Source organism: Mycobacterium gordonae (assembly GCF_001417955.2).
Classification (GTDB): domain Bacteria; phylum Actinomycetota; class Actinomycetes; order Mycobacteriales; family Mycobacteriaceae; genus Mycobacterium; species Mycobacterium gordonae_B.
Genome location: NZ_LKTM01000054.1, coordinates 1 through 10,068, shown reverse-complemented (window position 1 = coordinate 10,068; position 10,068 = coordinate 1). Strand labels below are relative to the sequence as shown.

Genomic DNA, 10,068 nt, shown 5'->3' with positions numbered 1-10,068 from the left:
GACGGTCACCGTTTCGCGGGCATTCTTATGTGAGGCACCGAGGGCGTTTCGCGGGCACTTTTCGTGAGTCAAGCCGTAGGGTTGAACAATGCTTGCACTTTGCCTATAGTTGCTGGTGAAGCTGATGCATTGCGGTGTCATCAGAAGTGGACCCCAGGAGATCCTGCCGGAAGACAGGGCCTGGGGTTCTGCGTATTCAGGACTCGACTTCAAGCAGGGTCACCTTTGTTTCAATCAGGGCGTAATGCTCGGGGTCGCCGCTCCGCAGCTGCGTGACGGCCCCGCAGCACGCGTCGGGTATCCACAGCATTGGCTCAATGGGACCTCCGATGTGATCAAGATGCAGCTGCCCGCCAAGCACCCGCTTTCGACGCAGATAGTCCAGTGTCCGGTGATCCTGCTGGTCATCCTTGAGGCCGCGTGATTCCACGACGGCCCGGCCGACACCCAATGCCACCAACTCCGGCAGCAGCCGCTCCATGCAGAGCCGGCGCTGACGTTCGGGATGATCACCGCTATCGGGTCGTGACCGCACGACCACCAGATGCTCCACGTCCAGGCGGGCCACTGTCATCGCGATGGTGTGCTGGCGGCTGCGGTCCTCATCCCGCCAATGCAGCTTGCGATGCCTCTTGCCTACGAGCAGCGACCGCATCGCCTCACGCGCGGCCGCAGCTTTAGCGGCTTCGCTGATAACAGCACTAAGGATGTATGTACCGGGGTCAACGCGCTGATTGGACCCCGATTCATCAATCCAGGCATCAAACACACTCATGGGCGCAGACGGTAGCGGGCGGGGGTGCAAGCAAACCGTAGACACCTAGATATCCAGCAATCCATATTCCTGTATGTATGGATGGCTGGGTGTATGGTTACTGCATGATTTGGTCACTCGTGCACACCAAGGGTGGGGTCGCCAAGACCACGACCGCGATGTTTTTGGCCGCCGCAGCGACCAGGCGCGGTACCCCCACGCGCGTTCTCGACGCCGACCCGCAGGGTTCGGCGACCTCCTGGGCGGAACGAGCGGCATCAGTGGATATGCCGCTTCCTTTCACGGTCACACCTGTGACAGCTGATGACCTCAGAGGACTAACTAGTACGCCCGATGAGCTCATCATGATCGACACCCCGCCGGGCACTGCGGCGGCGATCGACGCCGCGATCGACGCGGCTGACTTGGTGATCATTCCGTCCGGGCCGCGCGCGGCCGACATTGACCGCGTATGGCCCACGCTGGACATCACCGCGCACCGTCCCACCACCATCCTGTTGACGCTGGTCGATCTACGGAAAGTCGAGGCCACCGAGATACCGCTGGCACTGGCTGACGCAGGGGCACCCACTCTGCGCACCGTCGTGCGAGCGCGTACCGCCGTTGAGCGGTCATTCGGCCGGTGCATTCCACGCTATCTGGGTGATTACGCCGACGTATTCCAGGAGCTGACCACCGCGATGGCACCAGCACTCCAGGAGGTGGTGCAGTGAGCACCAAGCCGACCACAGCCGATCAAGTCCGGTCCTCGATCATCCGCCGGCCGGTATCTGCGGCTCCCAGTGCACGCGCGGCAGAAACCTTCCATCCCGTCTTGCCGGCGGCCGCGCCGGCAGATAAAACGCCACCGCAACGGACCACTGTCGTATACCCCCCCCAAGTGCGGCTCGGCCTCAAGTCGCACGCTGCAACTCGCGACACCACAGTGACCGAACTGGTGCGCGTCGCAATCACCGAAGGACTCACCGATGTGCCAGCGTTGGCGAAGTCGGCTGAACAATTTCACGGGGTCAGCGGCCGGCGGAGCACAGTGGACCTACCCGCTGACCTGCACAGAGCACTAAAAATAACTGCCGCTCAGCATGACACTAGCGTTCAGGCGCTGCTTCTTGCAGCCATCCACCGGACATACCCCGCCCTCACCGCTTGATATAGATAGACACACATCCAGCTATCAATCCATATACCTGTATGTATGGATTGATGGTTACGGTTGTCTCTGGCTATTGAGGAGGTCGGGCTCCCTTCCTCGCCGCAATTGTGGTGAACGTGGTGGTGCGAGCTGTCAAGGCCAGATGCCGCTGGCGCGGTCGACCCTAGGTCGAGCCTTGACAGCCCGCGCCACCACGCACAAGCGCGGCCATTACGAAGGAAGCCATCACTTGCCCGCGCAAGACTATCCTTGGTCCACCCCAACACGCCGACGCTGACGAGCCGCGCGGCCTACTCAAGACTTACCCGCCACTGCGAAATCGCCAACCTGCGCACGGTGATCTGTGCCGCTGCGCTCCGCTGCCAGGGCCACATTGATCGTCGCGCACAGCCCCGCTCCAACCCCCACCCCCACCGCGGTCAAAGGCCCCGTGCTGGGGCTCAGCTTCCCCGGCCGCCAGGTGATACAACGCGGGCAAAAAGTCGGGGCAAATCTGCTGGCTGCTTGTGTCACAAAAGCATCACAGGACACTCGGCGTGTCGGAGGTCCGCTATCAGATAGCCATGTAAGGATCGCGCCATGGCTCAACCGCATAAAGGTCAGCGCAAACTCATCATGTGCCGCCCCGTTGAACAGGTATACGAGGAAGTCAAAGCCGAAGCCGCTGCGCGAGGCATCAGCATGTCCCAGCTCGTCGCCGACGTTCTGGCCTATCGCTATGACCTCAAGGATCTAGTGCGTGAGCTCAACAAGAAGCCGGAGGTTTTGCCCTTGGCGATGTGAATCCCGCCGCGCCCGGCAGCCCCTTCTTTCTTCATACCTTGCGCCCCGGCCGGGCAGATGCTGACAGCTGAATAGCGGTGTGGACGACTCGCTGAGATGACGAAGGCCCCGCGTGAGCGGGGCCCCCTGTCGGAAGGGTTTGAACCGAGTTGGCGCTCGGTTCCGGGTCCGCACCCGTTGCCCCTTGAAAGGGACGTGTCTTGCATGACTCGTCTCACGGTAGCGCATATCTGGGCGTGGTTCCAGATTTCGTTGCGTGCCGTGATCCACTTTCGTCCACACCGCGTGTGGACAGCTCGGCCGGTGCGTATCGCGGCTGTACCGCGGCGTGGCCGCGTCGCGGTGTCATCCGCACTACCGGGGTTGCCGAGGTGTTGGCGATCCGGCGCGGCCGGCGTCTGGCTGGCCGGAATATGCCGTGCCCGAGCGCGTTCGTCGCCCTCAATCTCGACGATCAGGCCTACGCCGGGGTGCCGTGTTGGAGCGCCGGCCCCACCGGCTGGGCGCACCTCACGGTGGCGGTGGCCTACGACCTGCGCTACCAGAACGTGCGGCCGCTGATGTGCAACGGGGGCATCGCCAAACCCACCCTGATCGTGATCGCCGCGGCCATGGCCCGCTACGCCGACTGGCGCACCGGGCGGGGCTGTCGGCCCACCAACGCCCAACTCGAACACGACACCGGCTATGACCAACGCACCATCCAACGCGCCCACGAATGCCTACGCCTGCTTGGGGTGGCCACAGAGATCCTGCGCGGCCGCCAACGCACCTACACCGAACGCATGGCGTCCTGGCGCATGGGCGATCGCCACCGCGGCTGGGCCTCGGTGTGGGCACTGCACGACAACGCCCACACCACCCGACTTGTGCACAGCTTGTCACCCCACCTGGAACGGTCCCCAGTAACCTCTCACCCCCCCAGTTTGGTCAAGCTGGTTACTACCCGCGCGGGCGCACAGGGCGCCCGGCAAAGCGGCGCTACGCGCCGCCGAGCACCCGACGAGGCAGGGCGGCGCCTCGCCGTGCGGTGGCGCGCTGATCCGCACGCCCCACCGTGGGCCCGCGCGTTCAGCGCCGGCAGTTGGGCCGCGATGCTGGCCGCGCCGGCGGCCGCTGGCTGGACACCGCGCGATCTGACCGCGCTGGTGAGTGAATGGCTAGGCATCGGGCGCTGCATCCCAGACAATCCGCCACGCCCGATCGCGCTACTGGGGTCGTTGCTGGCCTGGCACACCGCCCACAACACCCTGACTGCACGACCCACCGCGCTCGATGAAGCGCGCGAAGCCCACGAACGCGCCGCCGCGCAAGCGCGGGCGCGTACCGCGGCGCGCGAGCGCGCCGAACACGCCGCTGGCCGCGCCCGCGGCCAGGCCGCCGCCACCGGACCCGGACGTGCCGCGGCGTTCGCCGCGCTCGCGCTCGCCCAACGCGCGACCGCAGCGCGCCGAGCCGCAAGTACCGCAAGTACCGCGCATTCCGCCGCGTCTTGGCCAACATCGCCCTCCCGGGGCCGCCCCGGCGACACCTCCGTCAATATCCCGCTGATAGACCCGCCCGCGTTCGAATCTTTTGTGCTGAGCAAATATCGCTGTCACTTACCTCTGGCCCCTGTTCACGAGCAAAACCGTCCAATCAGCGCGTAACCCCTTTGCCTTCCCTGAGCCCGATTCCTAGTTCGTCTCCTGAAAAAGAATCATGTCAACTAAGAACAAGCCGCCAAAGAGATCAAGCAATTGGCACATTTGCACAATATTGTGCAAGACTAATGGTGGCGCGCCGGCGCGCCACAAGTGCGGTGGTCGAGGGGTGGGTTGAGTGCTGACGCTTTCGCGGATGAAGCAGTGGTCGATCGCCTATTACATCGAGACTGCGACAGCGGCTGAGGCGGCTACGGATGCGGCGCGGGCAAACGGTGGGTTGGGCGAGTACTACTCCGAGCACAACACACGGGCGCCGGTATGGGTGGTAGCAGGGGATGCCCGCGTCGCGGCCGATTTGGTGGGATTAACCGAGGCCGATCGGGTGGGTGGTCCGGCGGACTCGGCGGTGGTGGCGCGCTGGTTCGATGCGGGGGTCGCGCCCAACGGGGCGCGGGGGCGCAAGTTTTCCGCGTCGGACAATCATGGGTTTGATTTGACGTTTTGCGCGCCGAAGTCGGTGTCGTTGCTGCGCGCGTTCGGCACCGATGTGACACGCAAGGCAGTGGTCGATGCGCACGCGGCCGCAGTCAGTGAAGCGCTGGAGTATCTGCATGCGCACGCGGGATACACGCGGGTGCATAACAAAGTGACCGGCAAGAAGGACCTGGTGCGGTTGCCGGGGCTGGTGGCGGTGGCCTACCAGCATGAGACGAGCCGGGCCGGGGATCCGCATCTGCACACCCATGTGACGATGCCGAACAAACAGGCACGCGGTGACGGCAAGCTGGTGTCGATCGATTCCGATTCGTTGTTTCATGAAGCGCGGGCGGCCGGGATCATCTATCAGGCGACGTTGCGCCGTCAGCTGCATCACGCGCTCGGCATTGAGTGGGGGTCGGTGGATGTGGTCAGCGGGATGGCGGAGCTTGCCGGGGCCTCAGCGGCCACGATCGCGGCGTGGTCCCAGCGGGCCACCCAGTTGCGGGACTGGGCCGCCAACAATTTGGTGATCGTGGACGGGGCACCGACGCAGGGGCAGTTGGCGACGGCACAGAAATCCACCCGCCCGAAAAAACCCGAACACCTGTCGTGGGCTGAGCTGCGCGAGCAGTGGGCCGCCGATCCGCGTGATTTCACAATCAATATGGATGAGCAACGCGCGGCCGCGGCCGCCCGCCGCGAGACCGCCGCGGAGGATGCGGCGGTGTTTGATCGGCGCCGTCTGGCCGCGATCGCCGCAGACATCGACAAGGCGGCGTTCACGCGCGCGGACTTGATCGAGATCATCGGTGCGCAGCTGCCGATCGAGGTGGACGGTGATGGGCGTTCGGTGCGTGAGCAGCTTGAGGACGCCGCCGATTCGGTCGGGATGCGGATCAGCGCGCCACGGCAGGCCCATCACCGCGAAGGACACGAGCGCTACACGATCGACCAGGTGCTGGCCGAGGAACTGCTGCTGTTGCGCACCGTGGATGCCCACGATCAGCGTGCGGTGATCCCTATGGGAATGGGTGATGTCGCGGGGTTGTCGGCCGATCAGGGCCAGGCGGTGCGCAGTATCGCTGCGGCGCCGTGGCTGGTGTGCCCGTTGCTGGCGCCCGCCGGGGCCGGCAAAACCCATTCGCTGCACGCGTTGCACCGCGCCGCTCGCCGTGATCGACGGCAGGTGATGGTCCTGGCACCGACCGGGCGGGCGGTCGATGGGGCCTTGCAGCAGGGCGCCGGAGATGTCGGCTACACCGTTGATAAGGCACTGCTCGAACTGCGCGCGGGCCGCCTGCACTGGGATGCACGCACAGTGGTGGTCATCGATGAAGCCGCGATGGTCGGTAACGGTCAATTGCGCGAGGTGTTAGCAGCCACCACCGCGGCGGGGGCCAAAACCCTGCTGGTGGGAGATCCCTTCCAACTCGGTCCGGTCCGCAAACGCGGCGGCATGTTCGAACAACTCTGCACCGACCTGCCCTGGGCACAGCGGCTTTCCGAAGTGTGGCGGATGCATGACCCCCAGGAGCGCGAAGCCTCGCTGGCGTTACGCAACGGTGGACCAGCGCCGCTGCGCCGGGCCGTGGAGTGGTATCGCCGCCACGATCGGCTGCACTGCGGTGATGAAGTCACCATGGCCCAGGACGCCTATCGCGCCTACCTGACCGATCGCGACGCCGGTAAAGACGCGTTACTCATCGCTGATACCTGGGAGCTGTGCGATCAACTGAACACCCGTATCCACGCGGTCACCGTGGATGCGCAGACACCGACCGTGACCGGCGCGCGCGGTCATCTGCTGGCTGAAGGTGACCTCATTGTCAGCCGGCGCAACGACACCACCAACGACATCAAGGTCTTTGACTACCGCGCCGGAGCCACCACACCCTCAAAGACCGCCGGGCCGGTGCGCAACGGGCAACGCTGGGAAGTGCTGGCCGTCGATCCCGACAATGTCCGGATCGCGGCGCGGCGCCTCGAGGACAACGCCCGCGTCGTCTTCCACGGCGACTACCTACGCCAGCACGTCCATCACGGCTACGCGCTGACCCTGCAAGCCTGCCAAGGGCAGACCGCGGACACTTGCACCCAACTGATCAAGACCACCGCTGATCGCGGCACCCTCTACATGGGCGCCACCCGCGGCCGCGACACCAACCGCATCATGATCTACGACAAAATCGGCGCCGAAGCCGACCACGAACACGGCGAACCCACCCCCGGTGTGCACGTGGCACGCCGCGGCACGAGCGCTGACGCTGCGCGCCTGATGCGCACCATCACCAGCCGCAACGACCGCGCCCGCACCGCCCATGACGTCGCCGCCGAGGTCGACACCCACCACCTACCCGAGCGGGTCGCCTCCCTGATCGCCGAACGCGCCCAGGCCGTGCCTCGCCGCCGCGCCGCCTACCAGCAGTGGACCAACACCGCACTGGACCGCGACCTCGAACGCCAGCAACGCATCCAACGCGTCTGGGACCTCCACCGGCGACGCAGCCAATCCCGCAGCATCAACGAGGGCCACGGCCTCGACCTATAACTTAGTCCGAACCCGCTGGGCCAGAAGGGTTTCGACGGTCCTTGTACTTCAAGAAGCTATCGACGGCTTGCGGCGATACACCCAGCTGCGCAGCAATCCAGGTCTGGCCGCGCCCCAGCGCAATCAACGCTGCGGCGGCATCGCGGCGCCGCTGGCGCGCTGCGATGATTTCCGCGGTCAACCGCTGCAGATCGGCGTGGGCGGCCAGCAGCTGCTTGAGCGCGCGACTTTCCTGCACGCCGCAGATTCTTGCAGACTGTCTTGAAATTCCTCAACCAACCCAGCCGCCGCAGCTAGTCAATGGATTGCGGCACCCATCGCCGCGACGACTGCGGCGTTGATCACGTCTTCCAATTGCCCAGCAGTGCAACCGGTCATGCACAGCGGCGATAACCACAACCGCACCAACCGCCCATCGTCTGCGACCTCGGCAGCGATGCTGGCATTTACGCTCTCATGTCCGTGGCGACCCGGGTCATCACAGACCGCCGCCAGCAGATCCTGCACGCGATGCAGCCGTTCCACGACGCGACCCGCCAAGTCCGCCTCCGACGGCGTCATGTTGACCTGGCGTCGAGCAGCGCGGTGAACCTATCGACCTCCGCCGGCGACACCACCCGCTGGCCCACCGTCGGCCCGTCCCCCGCGGCTTGCTGCTTCAGCTGAAATCTCATGTACGCCAACGTATTCAACTGAACAATCTGCCCCGCCAACTCCGCGGCCGACAGCGCCATCACCGCCGGGGTCAACCGCACCCCCGCCCACGCACCCTCACTGGTCAACGCGACACGGATAGCTCCGCTCCGCGAGGCAGCCTCGACGGCGTGTCCAGTCGCGCAGTCGGCACCAGACACGATCATCAGCGCCCCCGTCCCGTAGAGCAACCCAGCTCATCAAGATGAACTTGATAATAACGGGATGCAGATGCTCTCGTCAAGATACACTTGACGCGAGATTCGGCCGCTAAGTGACGAATTCGGGGCTATGCGGCTGAAGTTAGGTCACTTCTCCCGTTTGATTCAACCGTTCCGCAATTTCCGCGACATCGGCGGGCACCGGAACTCCGAATGCCTCCGCGTTGGCGATCACCTTGGCCGTCAACGCTCTGTTCATCGCACTCGCCTGCGCGTCGACAGCCTCTACCAGGCCACTCAACGCACCCCACATCGAGCCGCCTTCCTGCCCCGGCGCGGTGGGCATCGGCGAATGTGTGGGCAGCTGGCGTACACAGTCGAATTGCACGGCCATCGAATCGGCAGCAAATGCCGGCCACGCAGTAGCCGCCTCCACCCCGGCGTCGATGTCACTCTGGTTCTCATCCATAGCGAGCACGGTACGGCGCAACCCCGATTTCACGCCACCAGAAACGACGAAAATGAATTGCTGCCCTCAGCGGTTGGCTCTGGCTTCTCCGGCCGCCTCGTCCTCAAGCGGCCGCAGCATTGGCTCCAGCGTGGCCGCGAAATCACCGACGCAGGCCGCGGCGGCCGCGTAAGCCATGTCGGCTAGCGAAGGTGGCTGGTGAGCCCAGCCTCCCACTACCTCCATGGTGCGAGCGACCAGCCACTCAGCTTGATAGACGACGCGCCCGCTCGTGTCGGCTTCGACGTCGCGCCCTGGATTCGAGCTCGTCGTCGTGTAATAAAGACGGGCTTCTAAATGGAAATCATCCCACGCCTTTTGCGGGATTACATCGCCAGAGCCGAGCACATCCCACATCTGCCGCAGTGGGGGTGGACAGTCCACACCGCCACCCCCGTGCTGCACCCCGTCCATCATCTCCATCACTAGCGGGACCATCACCCGGTTCAGCACAGCACCGCCGTTCCAGTCGGCAAGGCGGGTGATGCGCGGAAAGAGATCGGGCCACTGGACCGCCAGTCGGTGTGCGTGCATGTCGTCAAGCACCGGCGGTGCGGGAAGCAGCTCGTTATAGTCCCGCGGGCACGACGCATGCTCGACACCGAATTCGCGCAAGGCGTCAACAACTTTGCTGGTAGTGGCCGCCGCGACTAAACGCGCACCTCCGCGACTGCGGAGTCGTGCGTACTCCACCAGCACGCGAGCTGGATCAAGCCAACCGAACCACTTTTCGCGAAACGCGTTGTCCACCAATGGGTCCACCGTCAACAGCCGTGCCGACCGTGGAACGAACACCCGTGCGGGGATGTAGCCGAATCCTTCGTTGGACATGAACACGGTCTCGGTCGCTGAGCCGGACTCGGAGCGAAACACTCCTACCGCCCAATCGATCACCGGGTACAGCGCCGCATCGCTATTACGGCGAAGTTGGCTCGCCAAAGCCTTTGCAGCCAACAACTCTGGGGATTCACTGGGCACTCGCGCAGGCCGTGCGCTCCCGGCACTAACGGCCGGCGCCGGAACCAGCGCCGCCCCGGAGCCACCCACCCCGGCAGACGTAGGCGTGGGCGCCCCGCCGCCAGGCCCGCTGACCGGACCCGCGGGAGCTGTCACCGACGCTGAGCCTGCCGGCAGCCCAGGCGGCGCTGGCGGGGCACCCATACCCGGCGACGGCAACATCATCGGTGGAGCAGCACCCACCCCGCCGCCTGATCCGCCTGCGGCCGATATCGGCACGTGAGCACCCGGCATCCCGATACCATTCGCCGAGGCCGGTGCGGCCTGCCCTTCCGACAGGCCCGCAGCGGGCACACCACTCGCC

Annotated in this window: 10 protein-coding genes; 4 read left to right on the top strand and 6 right to left on the bottom strand. The window is 65.1% G+C overall.

What is annotated here, in order from left to right; all coding sequences use genetic code 11:
• Positions 1–196: 196 nt before the first annotated feature.
• Positions 197–775 carry a hypothetical protein gene (locus AO501_RS07570; RefSeq protein ID WP_063892828.1) on the bottom strand — a complete coding sequence of 193 codons (579 nt, stop codon included), beginning with the start codon at positions 773–775 and terminating at the stop codon, positions 197–199.
• A 104-nt stretch (positions 776–879) separates the two neighbouring features.
• Here AO501_RS07570 and AO501_RS07565 point away from each other — a divergent pair, with 104 nt between their 5' ends.
• From AO501_RS07565 to mobF, 4 genes are all read left to right on the top strand, one after another.
• Positions 880–1,488: a ParA family protein gene (locus AO501_RS07565; RefSeq protein ID WP_055577144.1), complete on the top strand. Its 609-nt coding sequence runs from the start codon at positions 880–882 to the stop codon at positions 1,486–1,488.
• Between the two features lie 1,019 nt (positions 1,489–2,507).
• Positions 2,508–2,711: a hypothetical protein gene (locus AO501_RS07560; RefSeq protein ID WP_055577142.1), complete on the top strand. Its 204-nt coding sequence runs from the start codon at positions 2,508–2,510 to the stop codon at positions 2,709–2,711.
• Positions 2,712–3,124: 413 nt separating this feature from the next.
• Positions 3,125–4,360: a helix-turn-helix domain-containing protein gene (locus tag AO501_RS07555; protein ID WP_231752379.1), complete on the top strand. Its 1,236-nt coding sequence runs from the start codon at positions 3,125–3,127 to the stop codon at positions 4,358–4,360.
• A gap of 172 nt (positions 4,361–4,532) precedes the next feature.
• On the top strand, positions 4,533–7,385 hold the full coding sequence (gene mobF, locus AO501_RS07550) for a MobF family relaxase (RefSeq protein ID WP_055577141.1): 2,853 nt from the start codon (positions 4,533–4,535) through the stop codon (positions 7,383–7,385).
• A 1-nt stretch (position 7,386) separates the two neighbouring features.
• On the opposite strand, the gene AO501_RS07545 is transcribed toward mobF, so the two are convergent.
• The 5 genes from AO501_RS07545 to AO501_RS07525 all read right to left on the bottom strand — a co-directional run bounded on the left by AO501_RS07545 (position 7,387) and on the right by AO501_RS07525 (position 9,725).
• The gene (locus AO501_RS07545) at positions 7,387–7,623 is read right to left on the bottom strand and encodes a hypothetical protein (RefSeq protein ID WP_055577140.1); all 237 of its coding nucleotides are present in this window, start codon (positions 7,621–7,623) and stop codon (positions 7,387–7,389) included.
• 59 nt (positions 7,624–7,682) lie between these two features.
• Complete coding sequence (locus AO501_RS07540; protein WP_156452382.1) at positions 7,683–7,892, bottom strand: hypothetical protein; 210 nt, start codon at positions 7,890–7,892, stop codon at positions 7,683–7,685.
• A 50-nt stretch (positions 7,893–7,942) separates the two neighbouring features.
• The gene (locus tag AO501_RS07535) at positions 7,943–8,245 is read right to left on the bottom strand and encodes a hypothetical protein (RefSeq protein WP_156452381.1); all 303 of its coding nucleotides are present in this window, start codon (positions 8,243–8,245) and stop codon (positions 7,943–7,945) included.
• Between the two features lie 136 nt (positions 8,246–8,381).
• Entirely contained in the window at positions 8,382–8,708 is a 327-nt protein-coding gene (locus AO501_RS07530; RefSeq protein ID WP_055577137.1) for a hypothetical protein, read from the bottom strand.
• A gap of 66 nt (positions 8,709–8,774) precedes the next feature.
• Complete coding sequence (locus tag AO501_RS07525) at positions 8,775–9,725, bottom strand: hypothetical protein (RefSeq protein WP_156452380.1); 951 nt, start codon at positions 9,723–9,725, stop codon at positions 8,775–8,777.
• Positions 9,726–10,068 lie beyond the last annotated feature (343 nt).